This is a genomic window from Streptomyces sp. E11-3 (assembly GCF_046540415.1).
GTDB lineage: Bacteria > Actinomycetota > Actinomycetes > Streptomycetales > Streptomycetaceae > Streptomyces.
This window is the reverse complement of sequence record NZ_JAZGRL010000001.1, coordinates 3695939-3714181: the sequence shown is the minus strand read 5'-3', so window position 1 is coordinate 3714181 and position 18243 is coordinate 3695939. Positions and strand designations below refer to the sequence as shown.

The window sequence follows — 18243 nt, the reverse complement described above, 5'->3', positions numbered from 1 at the left end:
CCGACAGCTCAGCCCCGGGTCGTCAGGCCTCGGGGTCCAGGTCGGTCTCCTCGAAGACCAGGAGCGTGCGGGTGCTCAGCACCTCGGGGATCGACTGCAGCCGGGTGAGCACCAGCTCGCGCAGGGTCCGGTTGTCCGGCGTGTGCACCAGCAGCAGTACGTCGAAGTCGCCGCTGACCAGCGCGATATGGGCGGCGCCCGGCAGGGCCCGCAGCTGCTCGCGGACCGTGCGCCAGGAGTTCTGCACGATCTTCAGCGTGATGTAGGCGGAGGCGCCCTGGCCCGCGCGCTCGTGGTTGATCCGGGCGCCGAATCCGCGGATCACGCCGTCCTCGATGAGGCGGTTGATACGTGCGTAGGCGTTGGCGCGCGAGACATGGACCCGCTCGGCCACGGAGCGTATCGAGGCGCGACCGTCTGTCTGCAGCATCCGCAGGATGTCGCGGTCGATGGAGTCCAGCGGGCGGGGCGGGTTCTCCCCAGGGGGGCCACCTGCGGAACCCGCCGCGGAGCCGGTGGTGCCGCCGTCGTCGGCCATTCGTTCAGATGCCATGTCCCCCCGCCTCTCTACCATGGACGTACTGCATCTATCCCAGGCTGTGGAGAACCGTTTGTCCACAGCCTGGAGGTGCCTGTAGCCAAAATGTGCTGACGACCGAACAATCGGTAGGTGAGGCGCATCACACACCGCGCCTCTCCCGATCGCTCCTACGAGGAGGTGCACGCGGTGAAGAAGCACAGCACGACGGTCGTGGCGGAGCGAGGGGCCTACCGGCCCACCCCGCCTCCCGCCTGGAAGCCCCGTACGGACCCCGCGCCGCTGCTGCCGGACGCCGAGCCGTACCGCGTCCTGGGCACACCGGCCGCGGCCGATGCCGACCCCGAGCTGCTGCTGAGGCTGCACCGGGAGCTGGTGCGCGGCCGCAGGTACAACGCGCAGGCGACCGCCCTCACCAAGCAGGGCCGCCTCGCCGTCTACCCGTCGAGCACCGGCCAGGAGGCCTGCCAGGTCGCCGCCGCGCTGGTGCTCGAAGAGCGCGACTGGCTGTTCCCCAGCTACCGCGACACCCTCGCCGCCGTCGCCCGCGGCCTCGACCCCGTACAGGCGCTGTCGCTGCTGCGCGGCGACTGGCACACCGGGTACGACCCCCGCGAGCACCGGATAGCGCCGCTGTGCACCCCGCTCGCCACCCAGCTCCCGCACGCCGTGGGGCTCGCGCACGCCGCCCGCCTCAAGGGTGACGACGTGGTCGCGCTCGCCCTGGTCGGTGACGGCGGCACCAGCGAGGGCGACTTCCACGAGGCGCTGAACTTCGCCGCCGTGTGGCAGGCGCCGGTGGTCTTCCTGGTGCAGAACAACGGCTTCGCGATCTCCGTGCCGCTCGCCAAGCAGACCGCGGCGCCCTCCCTCGCCCACAAGGCCGTCGGATACGGCATGCCGGGCCGCCTGGTCGACGGCAACGACGCGGCCGCGGTCCACCAGGTGCTGAGCGAAGCCACGCACCGCGCGCGTGTGGGCGGAGGCCCGACCCTCGTCGAGGCGGTGACCTACCGCATCGAGGCCCATACGAACGCCGACGACGCCACCCGCTACCGGGGCGACGGCGAGGTCGAGGCCTGGCGGGCGCACGACCCGATCACCCTCATCGAAGAGGAGCTGACCGGCCGCGGCCTGCTCGACGACGACCGGGCGCAGGCCGCGCGGGACTCCGCCGAGGAGCTCGCCGCCGGACTGCGTGCCCGGATGAACGAGGACGCGACCTTGGACCCGATGGACCTGTTCACGCACGTGTACGCCGAGCAGACCACGCAACTGCGCGAGCAGGCCGCCCAGCTGCGCGCCGAACTGGACGCGGAGGCCGACCGATGACCACCGTGGCCGACAGCGGCACCAAGCCCGCCACGATGGCGCAGGCGCTCCAGCGCGCCATGCGCGACGCGCTGGCCGACGACCCCGCCGTCCATGTGATGGGCGAGGACGTGGGCACTCTCGGCGGCGTCTTCAGAATCACCGACGGACTGGCCAAGGAGTTCGGCGAGGACCGTTGTACGGACACCCCGCTCGCCGAGGCGGGCATCCTGGGCACGGCGGTCGGCATGGCCATGTACGGGCTGCGGCCGGTCGTGGAGATGCAGTTCGACGCGTTCGCCTACCCCGCCTTCGAGCAGCTGATCTCGCATGTGTCGCGGATGCGGAACCGCACCAGGGGCGCGATGCCGCTGCCGATCACGATCCGGGTGCCGTACGGCGGCGGGATCGGCGGCGTCGAGCACCACAGCGACTCCTCCGAGGCGTACTACATGGCGACTCCGGGGCTCCATGTCGTCACGCCCGCCACGGTCGGCGACGCCTACGGGCTGCTGCGGGCCGCCATCGCGTCCGACGACCCCGTCGTCTTCCTGGAGCCGAAGCGCCTGTACTGGTCCAAGGACTCCTGGAACCCGGACGCACCGCCGTCCGTTGATCCCATAGGCCGGGCCGTGGTGCGGCGCACTGGACGCAGCGCGACCCTCGTCACGTACGGCCCGTCCGTGCCCGTCTGCCTGGAAGCGGCCGAGGCCGCGAAGGCCGAGGGGTGGGACCTGGAAGTCGTCGATCTGCGCTCGCTGGTGCCGTTCGACGACGAGACGGTCTGCGCCTCGGTGCGCAGGACGGGACGCGCGGTCGTGGTGCACGAGTCGGGCGGCTTCGGCGGTCCGGGTGGGGAGATCGCGGCTCGGGTCACCGAGCGCTGCTTCCACCACCTGGAGGCACCGGTGCTGCGGGTGGCCGGGTTCGACATCCCCTATCCGCCGCCGATGCTGGAGCGGCACCATCTGCCGGGAGTCGACCGCATCCTGGACGCGGTGGCCCGGTTGCAGTGGGAGGCGGAGAGCTGATGGCCCAGGTGTTGGAGTTCAAGCTGCCGGATCTCGGTGAGGGTCTCACCGAGGCGGAGATCGTCCGCTGGCTGGTGGCGGTGGGCGATGTGGTGGCGGTCGACCAGCCGGTGGTCGAGGTCGAGACGGCCAAGGCGATGGTCGAGGTGCCCTGCCCTTACGCGGGCGTGGTCACCGCGCGGTTCGGCGCGGAGGGTGAGGAACTCCCGGTGGGCGCGCCCCTGTTGACCGTTGCGGTGGGAGAACCCGCCGGGGCCGCGGACTCCGGCACGGGCTCAGCCGCGGATGCCGGCCGGGACTCCGAGGCGGCGGAGGCCGAGGGGTCGGGCAATGTCCTGGTCGGCTATGGCACGGGCGCGGCACCGGCGCGCAGGCGCCGGGTGCGGCCCGCCAGTGCGGTGGGCGTGCCGTCCGGCCCAGCCCGGCCGGGTGCTGGAGCGGACCCCGTCGACCAGGAGGGACCGGTGCCGGTCATCTCGCCGCTGGTGCGCAGGCTGGCCCGGGAAAACGGCCTCGACCTGCGGGAGCTGACGGGCTCCGGGCCCGACGGGCTGATCCTGCGCGCCGACGTCGAGTACGCGCTACGGGCCGCCCGGACTCCCCGGATGCCCGAAGCGCGGCGCGCCGCGCCTGTGGCCGCTGGGGCTGCTGGGACCGCTGTGGCCGCTGTGGCCGAGCCCGGCGTATCGGCTGTCGCCGCGCCCGGGGAGCGGGTTCCGCTGCGCGGGGTACGGGGTGCCGTTGCCGACAAGCTCTCCCGCAGCCGCCGCGAGATCCCCGACGCGACCTGCTGGGTGGACGCCGATGCCACGGAGCTCATGAACGCCCGCGCGGCCATGAACGCCTCGGGCGGCCCCAAGATCTCCGTACTCGCGCTGCTCGCACGGATCTGCACCGCGGCCCTGGCCCGGTACCCGGAGCTCAACTCCACGGTCGACACGGAGGCCCGTGAGGTCGTACTCCTCAGCGCGGTGCACCTCGGCTTCGCCGCGCAGACCGAGCGGGGTCTGGTCGTCCCCGTCGTACGCGACGCCCAGGCACGCGACGCGGAGTCCCTCAGCGCCGAGTTCGGGCGCCTGACCGAGGTGGCGAGGGAGGGGCGGCTGGCCCCGGCCGACCTGACCGGGGGGACCTTCACGCTGAACAACTACGGCGTGTTCGGCGTCGACGGCTCCACGCCGATCATCAACCACCCCGAGGCGGCCATGCTCGGTGTGGGACGCATAGTCGCCAAGCCCTGGGTGCACCAGGGGGAGTTGGCGGTGCGCCAGGTCGTGCAGCTCTCGCTCACCTTCGACCACCGGGTGTGCGACGGCGGGACGGCCGGCGGGTTCCTGCGCTATGTGGCGGACTGCGTCGAACAGCCCGCCGTGCTCTTGCGCACCCTGTAGGCACCGCGCCTGCCCTGTCACCCCTGCCCTGCCCGCAGGGGTGGCAATGATCCGCCGGGGACCCATACTCGGGGCATGACCTCACCTCGGGGGATGACCTCGTATGACGCCGTAGTGCTGGCAGGAGGTGCCGCCAGGCGGCTCGGCGGTGTGGACAAGCCCGGAGTGCGGGTCGGCGGCCGGTCCCTGCTGGACCGGGTGCTGGCCGCCTGCTCGGGCGCCGCCGCCACGGTCGTCGTGGCGGACCGCAGGCCCACCGCCCGGCCCGTGCGGTGGGTGCGCGAGGACCCGCCCGGCGGCGGGCCGCTCGCCGCGCTCGACGCCGGGCTGCGCGGGACGACCGCTCAGAGCGTGCTCGTCCTCTCCGCCGATCTGCCCTTCCTGGGCGAGCCGACCGTACGGAGCCTGCTGGCCGCGCTCTCCGCCGAGCCGGTGGACGGGGCGCTGCTCGTCGACCCCGACGGGCGGGACCAGCCGCTGGTCGCCGCGTACCGGAGCGAGCCGCTGCGCCGGGAGATCGCGCTGCTCGCCGCCAGGCACAATGGCCTGACCGGGCTGCCGCTGCGCCTGCTCACCGCCGAGCTCGCGCTCGCCAGGGTCACCGGACCCGATGACTCGCGTGCCGCATTCGACTGCGACACCTGGGAGGACATCGCCGAAGCCCGCGCGCGGATCAGGGAGCATGAGTACGTGCTGAATGAATGGGTTGCCGCAGTCAAGAACGAACTGGACATCGACCTCGACGTGGACACCGCTGGGCTGCTTGACCTGGCACGCGACGCGGCACACGGCGTGGCCAGGCCGGCCGCGCCGCTGACCACCTTCCTTGTGGGGTACGCGGCCGCACAGGCCAAGGGCGGGCCGGAGGCCGTCGCCGATGCGACCCGCAAGGCCGCGGCGCTCGCTGCGCGCTGGGCGGACGAGGCAAGGGCGGCCGAGACCAGGACGGGCGAGGTCGGCTCGGGCGGGGCCAGTTCGGGCGGTGCCGGGTCGGGCGAGGCCGGGTCGGGTGGGATTGGCACGGGCGAAGGCCGGTCCGCGACGGGGTCGGACGCCGGATGACCGGGCACGACGCGTCGGACGGCCGGGATAACCGGCACGTCTGGGGTGGCCATGACGCTCGGGACGGCTGGGACGTCTGGCACACCTGGGACGGACGGGACGGCCGCGCCAGCCAGGATGCTCTGCATGCCTGGGAGAGCCGCGCCAGCCAGGACGCCCTGCCTGTCTCGGACGGCCGCGACAGCCACGGCGCCCGGCAAGCCCAGGCCAGCCAGGACGGCCAGGACAGTCGGCACGCCTGGGACGGCCAGGCCCTGCAGAGCGCCCCAGAAGCCGAGGCCGAGACCGACGACGACCAGGATCTGGCCGTAGACGATGCCCTGGCCCTGGTCAGGGAGGCGCGTGCCGACGCAGAGCGGGGCCGCGCGGCGCACGCGCACCCTGGTCCGAGCCCGGCGCAAGGGCACCCCGGCCCCGGCCCCAGCTCCAGCCCAGCCGACCGGCAGGTTGCCGCCCAGCACACCAGCGCCAAGGGGCAGCCCGCCCCGAGCCCCACCGGGTCCGCCACCGTGCCCGCTCCCACCTCCGGCCATCAGCAAAAGCACCGCCCGCACGACACTCCCTGGCCCAAGGCCCGCAGCCGCGCCGAAGCGGCCGGACGAGCCGCCCGCGCCGCAGCCGAGAAAGCCGCAGCCGAGAGAGCCGCAACCGAGAAAGCCGCAGCCGGGAAGGCCATCGCCGAGAAAGCCACCGCCGGGCAGGCCGGGACCGAGAAGTTCGCCCCCTCCGTCCCCCTGGACCGCGCGCTCGGGCTGGTGCTCGCCGCCCCCCTCACCGCGCTCACCGACCTGCCCTCCTTCGACACCTCCGCGATGGACGGCTGGGCCGTCGCGGGCCCGGGCCCCTGGACCGTACGCGCCGAAGGCGTACTCGCCGGTCACGCGCTCCCCGAGCCCCTCGCCGACGGCGAAGCGGTCCGTATCGCCACGGGCGCCCGCATCCCCCGGGACGCCACCGGCGTACTCCGCAGCGAACACGGCCGCGCCGACGACAAGGGCAGGCTGCACGCCCAGCGCGAGGTCGTACCCGGGCAGGACATCCGCCCGCGCGGCCAGGAGTGCCGCAGCGGCGACCTGCTGCTCCCCGCGCGCACGCCGGTCACCCCCGCCGTACTCGGCCTCGCCGCGGCCGCGGGATATGACGCGCTGTCGGTCTTCCCCCGCCCCCGCGTCGAAGTACTCGTACTCGGCGACGAGTTGCTGACCGAGGGCCTCCCGCGCGACGGCCTGATCCGGGACGCGCTCGGCCCCATGCTGCCCTCCTGGCTGCGCGCACTGGGCGCCGAAGTCACCGCCGTACAAAGACTCGGCGACGACGCGCAGGCCCTGCACCAGGCGATCGCGGAATCCGCAGCCGACTTGGTGGTCACGACGGGCGGCACCGCCGCAGGCCCCGTCGACCACGTCCACCCCACGCTGCGCGCCCTGGGCGCCGAACTCCTGGTGGACGGCGTCCAGGTACGCCCCGGACACCCCATGCTGCTGGCCCGCCTCGACGGCAACCGGCACCTGGTCGGCCTGCCGGGCAACCCCCTCGCCGCCGTATCCGGCCTGCTGACGCTGGCGGAACCCTTGCTCCGTACGCTGTCAGGGGGCCTCGCACCAGAGCCGCTGCGCACCCCCACGCGAGACGAGATCCACGGGCATCCGTACGATACCCGGCTGGTGCCCGTGACCCTTCGTGCTGATGAGGCCGTACCTCTGCGTTTCAACGGCCCGGCGATGCTGCGCGGTGTCGCGGTGGCCGACGGCCTCGCGGTCGTACCACCCGGCGGGGCGCCGCAGGGTCAGGAGCTGGAGATTCTGGAACTGCCATGGGGGATGTGTTGAACGAGGGTGTGGCCGTGAGCGCCGTAGGTGAGGAGCGTTTCACGTGAAACTTCCCGGCCAGGATGCGATCGCGCGCCAGGCCGACGAGCACCTGACGACCTACAAGGTGAAGCTGCCGCGCCGCGTCGTGACGCATCCCCTGCGCCAGGTCCTCACCCGGCTGGCCATGGCGCTCCTGGTGCTGCTGACCGCGATGTTCGTCGTCTACCTCGACCGCGATGGATACCGAGACGGTAACGCCGAGGACGGCGAGGTCAGCCTGCTCGCCATCGCCTACTACGTCACCGTCAGCCTCTCCACGACGGGCTACGGCGACATCGTCCCGGTGAGCGACTCCGCCCGGCTGGTCAATATCCTGGTGATCACCCCACTGCGTGTGGTCTTCCTGATCATCCTGGTCGGAACGACGCTCGAGGTGCTCACTGAGCGCACTCGGGAAGAGTTCCGGCTCAAACGCTGGAGGTCCCAGTTGCGTGACCACACGGTCGTCGTCGGCTTCGGCACCAAGGGCCGTTCCGCCGTCCAGACCCTCCTGGCGACAGGGCTGAGCAAAGACAAGATCGTCGTTGTCGACCCCAACGCCAAGGTCGTCGACGCCGCCACGGCGGAGGGCTTCGCGGGCGTGGTGGGCGACGCCACCCGCAGCGATGTCCTGCTCCGCGCCGAGACGCAGAAGGCCCGTCAGATCGTCATCGCCACCCAACGCGACGACACCGCCGTGCTGGTGGCCCTGACCGCACGGCAGATGAACCGTCCCGCGAACATCGTGGCCGCCGTACGGGAGGAGGAGAACGCCCCGCTGCTGCGCCAGTCGGGCGCCGACGCCGTCATCACCAGCGCCAGCGCGGCCGGTCGACTGCTCGGCCTGTCGGTGCTGAGCCCGCGCGCGGGCAACGTGTTGGAGGACCTCATCCAGCACGGCAGCGGACTCGATCTCATCGAGCGGCCGGTGATAAAGGCCGAGGCGGGGAAGAGCGTCCGGGAGACCGAGGACCTCGTGGTGAGCGTGGTGCGCGGACACCGGCTGCTCGGATACGACGATCCGCTGGCCAGCCCGCTGCAGTTGACGGACCGTCTGATCACGATCGTACGGGTCACACCGACGCCCCCGGTTGCCCCGATCCGCCCGCCGAAGAACCTCTGAGGCCTGTACGGCGGCGGGGGCGACAGGACGAGTAGCCTCGCCGCCATGTATGCGATCACGATCCCGGAACCCGGTGGACCCGAGGCGCTCGTCTGGGCGGAGGTCCCCGACCCCGTACCCGGCGAGGGCGAGGTCCTGGTCGAGGTGGCGGCCAGCGCCGTCAACCGCGCCGACCTGCTCCAGCGGCAGGGCTTCTACGACCCGCCGCCCGGCTCCTCCCCCTATCCGGGGCTTGAGTGCTCGGGCCGGATCGCCGCGCTCGGCCCCGGTGTGAGCGGCTGGTCGGTCGGCGACGAGGTGTGCGCCCTGCTGGTCGGCGGCGGTTATGCCGAGAAGGTCGCTGTACCGGCCGGACAGCTGCTGCCGCTGCCCGAGAACACCGACCTGGTGACGGCGGCCGCGCTCCCCGAGGTCGCCTGTACGGTCTGGTCAAACATCTTCATGATTTCCCACCTGCGCCCCGGTGAGACGCTCCTCGTACACGGCGGATCGAGCGGCATCGGCACCATGGCGATCCAGCTGGCCAAGGCCGTCGGCGCCACGGTCGCGGTCACGGCGGGCGGCAAGGAGAAGCTGCGGCGCTGCGCGGAACTGGGCGCGGACATCCTCATCGACTACCGCGAGCAGGACTTCGTCGAGGAGATCCGCCGGGCCACGGACGGCGCGGGCGCCGACGTCATCCTCGACATCATGGGCGCGAAGTACCTGGACCGGAACGTGAAGGCCCTCGCCGTCAACGGCAGGCTCGCGATCATCGGCCTCCAGGGCGGCGTCAAGGGCGAACTGAACCTCGCCGCGCTGCTGGGCAAGCGGGCCGCGATCACCGCGACCTCGCTGCGCGGGCGGCCCCGCGAGGAGAAGGCCGCGATCGTCGCGGCGGTACGGGAGCACGTCTGGCCGCTGATCGGCGCGGGCCGGGTCCGCCCGGTCGTCGACCGTACGCTGCCGATGAGCGAGGCGGCCGAGGCCCATCGCGTACTGGAGGCGAGCGGGCACGTGGGCAAGGTGCTGCTCACGCGGTAGCCCGGCGGGCCCGGGGCGGTGGCCGGGATCATGGCCGGGATGCCGGAATTGTCGCCTCGTGTGACGCTGGCTGTACGGATCTCGGCGACTCGGCGACTCGGCACGGGAGGGGGCACCGGCGTGAACCCACCGCTCCGTTCTCTCCGCCCCGGGGGACCCGCGTCGCTCCTCGCGATGCCAGTCCTGGTCCTGCTCCTCCTGCTCCTGGGCCCCGCCCCGGCCGCCAACGCCGAGCGTCCTTCGCCCGCACCGGAGACGTCGCGGGCCGGCAGCCTCCCCGGCGCGGGGCGCGAGCGACCGGGGCGCCCCGACTCCGCACCCTCCGTGCCCCCAGGACGGGCGAGGGACAGCGGTACGGCTCCGACGGGCGCCCCGTCGTCCCGCCCCCGCGACACCGGACGGGGCTCGGGCGCGCCCACCGCGAGCCCGGACGCCCCCAGGGCCCCCGGGTCGCCGTCACTGTCGCCGTCCACCGACGCGTCCCCTTCCGGCGAGTCCTCGCGTACGAACGAGTCCGCCCGTACGAACGAGTCCGCCCGTACGAACCCGTCAGCGGAGCCGTCCCACACCGCACCGGACGCCGACACCGCCGAGTCCCCGGAAGCCGAAGCGCACCCGCGGCCACAGGACCAACAGCCACAGAAGCAACAGCCACACAATCCGCAGCGCGAGACGGCACCCACGCGCGCGCCCACTCCACCCCCCACACCCGAGACCGACGTCGACGCCGCGGCCGACGCCCCCGGACAGGCCGTGGCCGAGCCCGGCGAACCCGCCCTGCACGCCCTGCCCCTCGGCACCGGCCTGGTGCTGATCGGTCTCGGCCTGGCCTTCCTCGCCCTGCGGATGCGCCGCGGCCGATAAGTGCGCCCGCTGGACCCGTAGATGGTGGATCACCGGCGAACGGGGGCACCACCGTGGTGTGATGCAGGTGTGCGAGAGAATGGCGGCATGGAGATGCCGAGGAACGACAGGTCGGACAGGTCAGGCAGGTCGCAGGAGAACCCGCAGGTCTTGGTCGTGGGACAGGACGGAATGGCCCTCGGTGGCGGCGGAGACGACGATTCCCGCGAGGTTCCCGTGACGGACATGGTCGAGCAACCGGCCAAGGTCATGCGGATCGGAAGCATGATCAAGCAGTTGCTTGAGGAAGTACGCGCGGCTCCTCTGGACGAGGCCAGCCGGGTCCGGCTCAAGGAGATCCACGCCAGCTCGGTGAAGGAGCTGGAGGACGGCCTGGCCCCCGAGCTGGTCGAGGAGTTGGAGCGGCTCTCCCTCCCCTTCACGGAGGAGGCGACGCCCAGCGACGCCGAACTGCGGATCGCCCAGGCCCAGCTGGTCGGCTGGCTGGAGGGGCTGTTCCACGGCATCCAGACGACGTTGTTCGCCCAGCAGATGGCGGCACGCGCCCAGCTGGAGCAGATGCGCCGTGCGCTGCCGCCTGGCGTCGGCCACGACGAGGACGAGGAACACGGCCACGCGGCGGGCCGCACCGGAGGCCCGTACCTCTGACGAGTGCGAAGGGGGGCCCGGCACGCGGATGCGTGCCGGGCTCCCTGTTTTTTTACGAGGCTTCCGCCAAGGGCCTGAAGTCCGGCGTGATGACCGTCCTCGAAGGCGGCACGGTCAAGGCCGACTCCTCCGACGACGCCGTCCACAGTGACGGGCGGCCGTCCACCTCAACGGGGCCGCGACCACCGTGGCCAGCGGGGACGACGGCCTACACGCGGACGGCGACCTGGTGGTCGACGCGGGGAAGGTGAGGGTCACGGCCTCAGTGGAGGGCCTGGAAGGCGTCGACATCGCGATCAACGGCGTCAAGGTCGACATCGTCTCCAGCGATGACGGGATCAACGCGGCGGGCGGCACGTCGACGGACGACCCGGCGGCCGAAGACGGCGGGAACGGCGAGATGGGACAGGGCCCAGGCGGCGAAGGCGGTCCGGCCGCCGGCGGCGCCCCCGGCGGCGAGACCGCAGGCGCCTACTCCCTGGCCGTCACTGGCGGAACCGTCGTCATCGGTCTCAGCCGGAAGCTCCGGCATGGTCGTCGCCCCGGACACCGACTCCGCGCAGGGCTGGCTCTCGGCCACACTCGACGCGTCCGTGCCGGAGGGCACGACCCTGCAGGTCGTCGACTCCGACGGCGAGTTGGTCGCCACCTTCGTCACCTCGAAAGCGGTCCAGAACCTCGTCTACTCCTCCGCCGACATCAAGAGCGGCGAGCAGTACGAGATTTACGAGGTCGGAACGAGCAGGGGCTCCAGCGCTTCGGCGGTGGGCCGGGCGGGGCGCCCGGCGGCCGTCCTGGCCAGGAGTAACTCCCCGAGCCTCGGGCCAGAACGCGAAGCGGGGCTCGGGAACAGAGTGTTCCCGAGCCCCGCTCGCTGCGTTCTCAGTGCCTTGTGACCGCGAATACGACTACGCGGGCTCCCCGGTCGAGACGGTCAGGGTGAACCGCAGCTCCTTGGGGTCCACCTCGGTGCCAGCCGGCGGGTGCTGATACATCACCGTGTCCTGCCCGTAGGTGTTCTCGTCGATCGACTTCTTGTCGTAGTTCCATTTCCACTTGGTTGCCTGGAGGCACTCCTGCACGGAGTCGATGTTCTTGAGCCGGAAGTCCGGGACCTTGATCTTGTCCGCGTCGTCGCTTGCCACGTCGGGCTCTGAGCACTTCGTCGTCTCGATCGTCCGGGTCTCGTCCGGCCCCTTGTGCCCCGTCCCCGCCGTAGGCTCCTGCGACGTCTCGCCGCTGCCCCCGGCGTCGTCCTTGCCGCCATCGTCGTCACCGCTCAGCGAGATCGCCGTGACCACACCACCGATCGCGAGCAGCGCGACCACGATCGCCCCCACGATCACCGGCATGTTGCTCTTACGGCCGCCACCCGAGTGACCCGCCTGGGTCGCGGGCGACACGATGTACGGCGGCGGGGTCTGGGAGCCCTGCTGTGCGGGTGCGTAGGGGGCGGGAGTGGGCGCCGGGGTTTGGTACCCGGCCCCTGTCCCAGGCTGCTGCTGCGGGTAGCCGTACCCCTGTGCCGGCGTCGGGGCCGGGGTCGGGGCGCCGTACGCGTTCGGCTGGTACGGGGTCTGGACGCTGCCGGGGACGGGCGCCTGGCCGGACTGGTCGAGGGGCGGGAAGACGGTCGCCCCGACCGCGGCGCCGTTGGACGTCTGGGCGCCCGGCACGATGCTCGGCGCGGCCGCCTGGAAGGACTGGGCGACGCGCAGGCACTCGTCGCGCATCGCCTCGGCGGTGGGGAACCGTTCGTTCGGGTTCTTCTTCAGCGCGCGGGCGACGATCGCGTCGATGGCGGGCGGCAGCGAGCGGTTGACGGAGGACGGCGCGACCGGCTCCTCCTGGACGTGCGCGTACGCGATGGCCAGCGGCGAGTCGGCCTCGAACGGCAGCCGCCCGGTGACCAGCTGGAACAGCATGATGCCGACGGAGTAGAGGTCCGAGCGGGCGTCCACGCCACGGCCCAGGGCCTGCTCCGGCGAGAGGTACTGCGGGGTGCCGACGACCATGCCGGTCTGGGTCATCGAGGTGACGCCCGACTGCATCGCGCGGGCGATGCCGAAGTCCATCACCTTGACGACGTTGCGCTTGGTCATCATGACGTTGCCCGGCTTGATGTCCCGGTGGACCAGGCCCATCTCATGGCTGATCTCAAGCGCCGCCAGCACATCCGCGGTGATCTTGAGCGCCTTGTCGCTGGGCATCGCGCCGTACTGCTGCACGTCCTGGTCGAGGACGGAGCCGAGCGGATGGCCCTCGACGTACTCCATGACGATGTACGGCATGGTCGCGCCGTCGAGCGCTTCCTCACCGGTGTCGAAGACCGAGACGATGTTCGTGTGGGTGAGCTTGGCCACCGACTGGGCCTCGCGCCGGAAGCGCTCGCGGAAGGACTGCTCGCGGCCGAGCTCGGAGTGCAGGGTCTTGATGGCGACCTGCCGGTCGAGCACCGAGTCGTACGCAAGGTGGACGGAGGCCATACCGCCCTCGCCCAGGAGATCCCGCAGCTGGTAGCGGCCGCCAGCGAGCGTCTGCCCCGCGTAGCGGCCCTGTGCGCCGTCCTGGCTCATGTCTGTGCGTCCCCCATCGGCGCGATGATCCCGTGCGTAGGCTTGCGTAAGGTCTCGTAGGCCCGTACATCCACGGCCCTCAGGTCCCGTACATCCACAACATCCACAGGCCCTCAGGCCCGTAGATCCCGAGTATTCCCGGCCAAGTCTGCCCGAGGGCCCCGGCACGTCAAGCCAGGTGCCCGTTCCGTGACCGTACGCGCAACAAGCGTCTCGGAAGCGTTACGTCATGGGCACCTGATTTGCCTGTAACTCGCGGTAACGGGTTTGATGGCCGGTCCACCTCGAACCGGCCTGCCCCGCGGAGGCTGTAGCGTGGCCGGACGCTAGCAGTTACGACAGGAAACGACGGCGAGGACCGATGGACCAGCAGCGCGCTCAGGGCCCGTCCGACCCCGAGGCGACTGGCGGCGGGATGTCAGACGCGCCTGAGCTGTGGGGCAACGGCGGGCTGGTCGGAGACGGCCGGTACCGGCTGACCGGCAGACTCGGCCGGGGCGGTATGGCCGAGGTCTTCGCCGCGGAGGACGTACGACTCGGCCGTACGGTCGCGGTGAAGCTGCTGCGTACCGACCTCGCCGAGGACCCGATCTCCAAGGCCAGGTTCACCCGTGAGGCCCAGTCGGTCGCGGGTCTGAACCACCACGCGGTGGTCGCGGTCTACGACTCCGGTGAGGATGTCATCGGGGGCAACACCATCCCGTACATCGTGATGGAGCTGGTCGAGGGCCGTACGATCCGCGATCTGCTGATCAACGCGGAGGCCCCGGGCCCCGAGCAGGCGCTGATCATCGTCTCCGGTGTCCTGGAGGCCCTGGCCTACTCGCACCAGCACGGCATCGTGCACCGCGACATCAAGCCGGCGAACGTGATCATCACGCATGGCGGCGCGGTCAAGGTCATGGACTTCGGCATCGCCCGCGCGCTGCACGGCGCGTCCAACACGATGACCCAGACCGGAATGGTCATGGGCACCCCGCAGTACCTGTCTCCCGAGCAGGCGCTCGGCAAGGCGGTCGACCACCGCTCCGACCTGTACGCGACCGGCTGTCTGCTCTACGAGCTGCTCGCGCTGCGTCCGCCGTTCACCGGTGAGACCCCGCTGTCGGTGGTCTACCAGCACGTCCAGGACATGCCGATCCCGCCGTCCGAGATGTCCGACGGGGTGCCGCCCGAGCTGGACGGCCTGGCCATGCGCTCGCTGGCCAAGGACCCGGACGACCGGTTCCAGAGCGCCGAGGAGATGCGCGGCCTGGTCCAGTACGGCTTGCAGATGCTGCAGGAGCAGGGCGGCCACACCGGCACCTGGAACACCGGCCCGGTGGAGATGCACGAGGGCGGCAGCACGCCGGCGATGGGCGTCGGCGGTGCCGCGCTCGGTCACCCGGGCGAGGCCGGTACCGCGGCGCAGCCGATGCTCCGCCCGCCCGGCGACGACGGTGGCTTCGACGGCGGGTACGCGCACGGCGGCGGCAGTGGTGGCGGCCGCAGCAAGATGTGGATCGTCGCGTTGCTCGCGGTGCTCGCGATCGGAGCTGGTGTCGCCTGGGCGCTGCAGGGCGCCGGCGACGGCGGTGGTGGTACGACGACCGACAACTCGCCGACGATCCCCAAGACGCCGGACAAGGGCGACGAGGACAAGGACAAGGAGTCCAAGGAGCCGACGGACGAGCCGACCACGCACAGCCCGACGCAGCCGGGCAGCGTCACGGGAGGCGGTAACGGCGGCTGGACGCCACCCACGTCGTTGGACCCGACCACCCCGTCCACAGAGGAGCCGACGGACGAGCCGACGGACGAGCCGACGGACGACCCGACGGACGACCCGACGGACGAGCCGACGGACGACCCGACGGACGACCCGGTCGACCCGACGACGGGTGGCTCGGCCAACGGCGGTACAGATGCCGGTGGTACGGACGCCGGAGGTACGGACAGCGGTGGTACGGACGCCGGAGGTACGGACGCCGGTGGTGCGGACGCGGGCGGCGGCGAGGGCTGAGCCTACGGCTCGCAGCGGTGACCGCGGCGCTACGCCGTAGGCGCGGCTACCGCCGCGCGGAGCCGCCCTCCAGCCGGTGCACCGTGCTGACCTGCGGCTCGATGCGGAGATAGACCGGGTCGAAGGCCTCGCCGTCCGCGAAGTGCGGGGCGGGTCCGAAGAGCTCCAGCTCCTCGGTGGTCGGCTCGACAGCCTCGCAGGTTCCCACGCACTGCACCGACCAGAGTCCGTCGTCGCCCTGGTTCAGGTTGTCGGCGCCGTAGGCCACGACGCTGCCCTGGCACGCCAGGTGGTAGCCGAAGCCCCGGTGCATACGGAGCAGGACGTGGCCGTCGCGCACGATGTGCCGGGCGACGGCGAGGAACGGGAGCGCCCGCATGCTGGTCGCTACCCGGCCGTAGTCGACACGGCCGAGCAACTCGATCGCGCGGAGTGCGTCGGCGGACAGGCCGGAGGACATGTCGGGGGACGTGTCGGCGGATACGGAGGTGGACGCGGCGGCGGACGCGGTGGTGGACCTGTCGGGCGGCATGGCTCCCACTGTCGGCCACCGGCCCCGCGCCGAAACAGGGCCTGCCGTCCTCAGAACCCGGGACGTAAGTCCTGCGTAAAGGTCAGCGGTCCCGCGGTCCAGCGGTCCAGCGGTCCAGCGGTCCCGCACAGAAATTCAGCGCTTCTCCGCCTGCATCCGAGCCACATACGCGGCCGCCTGCGAGCGCCGCTCCATTCCCAGCTTGGACAGTAGGCTCGAGACATAGTTCTTGATCGTCTTCTCGGCGAGGTGCAGCCGCTCACCGATCGCGCGGTTGGTCAACCCCTCGCCGATCAGGTCGAGGATTCTGCGCTCCTGCTCGGTGAGCTTGGCCAGCCGGTCGTCGCTCTTGGGGCGGTTGCCGTCCCGCAGTCGCTCCAGGACCCGGGCGGTGGCCACCGGGTCGAGCAGCGACTTGCCCGCCGCCACATCCCGTACCGCCGCCAGCAGCTCGTTCCCCCGAATGGCCTTGAGGACATAACCGGAGGCACCGGCCATGATCGCGTCAAAGAGGGCCTCGTCGTCCGCGAAAGAGGTGAGCATCAGGCAATTGATGTCCTCGTTCTGCGAACGGATCTCCCGGCACACCTCGACCCCGCTGCCGTCCGGCAGCCGGACGTCGAGCACGGCCACATCCGGGCGGGTCGCGGGGATCCGGGCCAGCGCGTCCGCGGCCGTACCGGCCTCGCCGACGACCTGGATATCGGGCTCGCTGGAGAGCAGTTCATGGACGCCCCGGCGGACGACTTCGTGGTCATCCAACAGGAATACGGTGATATTTCCCTCTTCGCGCACGATGCCAGTCTCACACATTGGCTCTTCCCGTGCCGTGGGGGACCGGGATAACGTGCCGGTGTTCCGGCCCCCTGCAAGGCTGTGACCAGTACCTGTTCACGACTTTCTCGATTTACTTGGAAATCCAAGCAAAATCGCAGGTCAAATGGGGTTTCGCAGATATGTGCTGCACTGGGTAACGTGCTTTTTGCAGGGCGCTCGCCGGGACACCTGTCACGCCTGTTCCCGTACGAGTCGCACCCCACCCCCGTGCGCGGGCACGGATTCAGGCGAGCCGCACTGGTCTCCCGGTCGATCCCGGGGACCGGACCGACGGAGGAGCACACGTGACCGTGGAGAGCACCGCCCCGCGCAAACCTCGCCGCACCAGCGGCAGTAAGCGCGCGACCGCCAAGAAGACGGCGGCGAAGCCGGCGGACAACAGTGCACAGCCCGAGCTCGTACAGCTGCTGACCCCCGAGGGGAAGCGCGTCGAGCACCCCGAGTACTCCATCGACCTGACCCCGGACGAGCTGCGTGGCCTGTACCGGGACATGGTGCTGACCCGCCGCTTCGACGCCGAGGCGACCTCCCTGCAGCGCCAGGGCGAGCTGGGCCTGTGGGCCTCGCTGCTCGGCCAGGAGGCCGCCCAGATCGGCTCCGGACGGGCCACCCGCGAGGACGACTACGTCTTCCCGACCTACCGCGAGCACGGCGTCGCCTGGTGCCGCGGGGTCGACCCGGCGAACCTGCTGGGCATGTTCCGTGGTGTGAACCACGGCGGCTGGGACCCGAACAGCAACAACTTCCACCTCTACACCATCGTGATCGGCTCGCAGACGCTGCACGCCACCGGCTACGCCATGGGCGTCGCCAAGGACGGCGCGGACTCCGCGGTCATCGCCTATTTCGGTGACGGCGCGTCCAGCCAGGGTGACGTCGCCGAGTCCTTCACGTTCTCCGCGGTCTACAACGCCCCGGTCGTGTTCTTCTGCCAGAACAACCAGTGGGCGATCTCCGAGCCCACCGAGAAGCAGACCCGAGTGCCGCTCTACCAGCGCGCGCAAGGGTTCGGTTTCCCGGGTGTACGGGTCGACGGCAACGACGTACTGGCCTGTCTGGCCGTGACCAGGTCCGCCCTGGAGCGGGCCCGGCGCGGTGAGGGCCCGACCCTGGTCGAGGCGTTCACCTACCGGATGGGCGCGCACACCACGTCCGACGACCCGACCAAGTACCGCGCGGACGAGGAGCGGGAGGCCTGGGAGGCCAAGGACCCGATCCTGCGGCTGCGTACCTACCTGGAGGCCGAGGGGGCCGCTGACGAGGCCTTCTTCACGGATCTGGACGCCGAGAGCGAGGCGCTGGGCAAGCGGGTGCGGGAGGCCGTGCGGTCGATGCCGGACCCGGATCTGATGGCGATCTTCGAGAATGTCTACGCCGATGGAAGCGCGCTGGTCGACGAGGAGCGCGCGCAGTTCGCCGCCTACCAGGCGTCCTTCGCCGAGGAGGCCAAGTAAC

17 protein-coding genes are annotated in these 18243 nt (G+C 71.4%); 12 read left to right on the top strand and 5 right to left on the bottom strand.

The features are described 5' to 3' along the window. Positions 1-22: 22 nt before the first annotated feature. The gene (locus U9R90_RS17020; RefSeq protein WP_411057297.1) at positions 23-553 is read right to left on the bottom strand and encodes an Lrp/AsnC family transcriptional regulator; all 531 of its coding nucleotides are present in this window, start codon (positions 551-553) and stop codon (positions 23-25) included. A gap of 174 nt (positions 554-727) precedes the next feature. On the opposite strand from U9R90_RS17020, the gene pdhA (U9R90_RS17015) reads away from it, so the two are divergent. The 9 genes from pdhA (U9R90_RS17015) to U9R90_RS16975 all read left to right on the top strand — a co-directional run bounded on the left by pdhA (U9R90_RS17015) (position 728) and on the right by U9R90_RS16975 (position 10841). Next, complete coding sequence (gene pdhA, locus U9R90_RS17015; RefSeq protein WP_411057768.1) at positions 728-1870, top strand: pyruvate dehydrogenase (acetyl-transferring) E1 component subunit alpha; 1143 nt, start codon at positions 728-730, stop codon at positions 1868-1870. After that, positions 1867-2880, top strand: coding sequence for an alpha-ketoacid dehydrogenase subunit beta (locus U9R90_RS17010; RefSeq protein ID WP_411057296.1), 1014 nt, complete (start codon positions 1867-1869; stop codon positions 2878-2880). The genes pdhA (U9R90_RS17015) and U9R90_RS17010 overlap by 4 nt, the downstream gene beginning before the upstream one ends. Next, positions 2880-4271, top strand: coding sequence for a dihydrolipoamide acetyltransferase family protein (locus tag U9R90_RS17005; protein ID WP_411057295.1), 1392 nt, complete (start codon positions 2880-2882; stop codon positions 4269-4271). Before U9R90_RS17010 ends, U9R90_RS17005 begins: the two co-directional genes overlap by 1 nt. A gap of 75 nt (positions 4272-4346) precedes the next feature. Further along, positions 4347-5333 carry an NTP transferase domain-containing protein gene (locus U9R90_RS17000; RefSeq protein WP_411057294.1) on the top strand — a complete coding sequence of 329 codons (987 nt, stop codon included), beginning with the start codon at positions 4347-4349 and terminating at the stop codon, positions 5331-5333. A gap of 254 nt (positions 5334-5587) precedes the next feature. Then, the gene (locus U9R90_RS16995; RefSeq protein WP_411057767.1) at positions 5588-7162 is read left to right on the top strand and encodes a molybdopterin molybdotransferase MoeA; all 1575 of its coding nucleotides are present in this window, start codon (positions 5588-5590) and stop codon (positions 7160-7162) included. Between the two features lie 43 nt (positions 7163-7205). Continuing rightward, a complete protein-coding gene (locus U9R90_RS16990; protein ID WP_411057293.1) occupies positions 7206-8306 on the top strand; it encodes a potassium channel family protein in 1101 nt (366 codons plus the stop codon). Between the two features lie 45 nt (positions 8307-8351). Further along, positions 8352-9329, top strand: a complete 978-nt coding sequence (locus tag U9R90_RS16985) for an NAD(P)H-quinone oxidoreductase (protein WP_411057292.1) — start codon at positions 8352-8354, stop codon at positions 9327-9329. A 174-nt stretch (positions 9330-9503) separates the two neighbouring features. Next, on the top strand, positions 9504-10193 hold the full coding sequence (locus U9R90_RS16980) for a hypothetical protein (RefSeq protein ID WP_411057291.1): 690 nt from the start codon (positions 9504-9506) through the stop codon (positions 10191-10193). Between the two features lie 87 nt (positions 10194-10280). Beyond that, positions 10281-10841 (top strand): bacterial proteasome activator family protein, encoded by a 561-nt coding sequence (locus U9R90_RS16975; RefSeq protein WP_411057290.1) that lies wholly within the window; start codon positions 10281-10283, stop codon positions 10839-10841. 262 nt (positions 10842-11103) lie between these two features. Here U9R90_RS16975 and U9R90_RS16970 read toward each other — a convergent pair whose 3' ends face one another. Further along, positions 11104-11373, bottom strand: coding sequence for a hypothetical protein (locus tag U9R90_RS16970; protein WP_411057289.1), 270 nt, complete (start codon positions 11371-11373; stop codon positions 11104-11106). Here U9R90_RS16970 and U9R90_RS16965 point away from each other — a divergent pair. Next, a complete protein-coding gene (locus U9R90_RS16965; RefSeq protein WP_411057288.1) occupies positions 11372-11737 on the top strand; it encodes a hypothetical protein in 366 nt (121 codons plus the stop codon). The two genes, U9R90_RS16970 and U9R90_RS16965, sit on opposite strands and share 2 nt — an antisense overlap. 12 nt (positions 11738-11749) lie before the next feature. Here U9R90_RS16965 and U9R90_RS16960 read toward each other — a convergent pair whose 3' ends face one another. Beyond that, positions 11750-13417: a protein kinase domain-containing protein gene (locus tag U9R90_RS16960; RefSeq protein WP_411057287.1), complete on the bottom strand. Its 1668-nt coding sequence runs from the start codon at positions 13415-13417 to the stop codon at positions 11750-11752. A 415-nt stretch (positions 13418-13832) separates the two neighbouring features. Here U9R90_RS16960 and U9R90_RS16955 point away from each other — a divergent pair, with 415 nt between their 5' ends. After that, positions 13833-15419 (top strand): protein kinase domain-containing protein, encoded by a 1587-nt coding sequence (locus tag U9R90_RS16955; protein ID WP_411057766.1) that lies wholly within the window; start codon positions 13833-13835, stop codon positions 15417-15419. Between the two features lie 46 nt (positions 15420-15465). On the opposite strand, the gene U9R90_RS16950 is transcribed toward U9R90_RS16955, so the two are convergent. Together U9R90_RS16950 and U9R90_RS16945 are read right to left on the bottom strand one after the other, a co-directional pair. Beyond that, positions 15466-15879, bottom strand: coding sequence for a pyridoxamine 5'-phosphate oxidase family protein (locus U9R90_RS16950; protein ID WP_411057765.1), 414 nt, complete (start codon positions 15877-15879; stop codon positions 15466-15468). 207 nt (positions 15880-16086) lie between these two features. Next, on the bottom strand, positions 16087-16746 hold the full coding sequence (locus U9R90_RS16945) for a response regulator (RefSeq protein WP_411057286.1): 660 nt from the start codon (positions 16744-16746) through the stop codon (positions 16087-16089). 326 nt (positions 16747-17072) lie between these two features. Between U9R90_RS16945 and pdhA (U9R90_RS16940) the strand changes: the two genes are divergently transcribed. Beyond that, positions 17073-18242: a pyruvate dehydrogenase (acetyl-transferring) E1 component subunit alpha gene (pdhA, locus tag U9R90_RS16940; RefSeq protein WP_411057285.1), complete on the top strand. Its 1170-nt coding sequence runs from the start codon at positions 17073-17075 to the stop codon at positions 18240-18242. Position 18243 lies beyond the last annotated feature (1 nt).